Source organism: Actinoplanes sp. ATCC 53533, assembly GCF_003947245.1.
The window spans coordinates 1-362 of the sequence record NZ_QHHV01000488.1; the positions used below are offsets into that span (position 1 = coordinate 1).

General features: G+C 99.2%; 1 protein-coding gene. It reads right to left on the reverse strand.

Annotation, left to right across the window (positions count from 1 at the left end; genetic code table 11):
• A partial coding sequence (locus DMB66_RS66445; protein WP_199753304.1) for a hypothetical protein occupies positions 1-362 on the reverse strand: 362 nt, incomplete at both ends.

Sequence of the window (362 nt, forward strand, 5' to 3'; positions counted from 1 at the left end):
ACGCGCGCGCGCGCGCGCGCGCGCGCGCGCGCGCGCGCGCGCGCGCGCGCGCGCGCGCGCGCGACGCGCGCGCGCGCGCGCGCGCGCGCGCGCGCGCGCGCGCGCGCGCGCGCGCGCGCGCGCGCGCGCGCGCGCGCGCGCGCGCGCGCGCGCGCGCGCGCGCGCGCGCGCGCGCGCGCGCGCGCGCGAGCGCGCGCGCGCGCGCGCGCGCGCGCGCGCGCGCGCGCGCGCGCGCGCGCGCGCGCGCGCGCGCGCGCGCGCGCGCGCGCGCGCGCGCGCGCGCGCGCGCGCGCGCGCGCGCGCGCGCGCGCGCGCGCGCGCGCGCGCGCGCGCGCGCGCGCGCGCGCGCGCGCGCGCGCGCG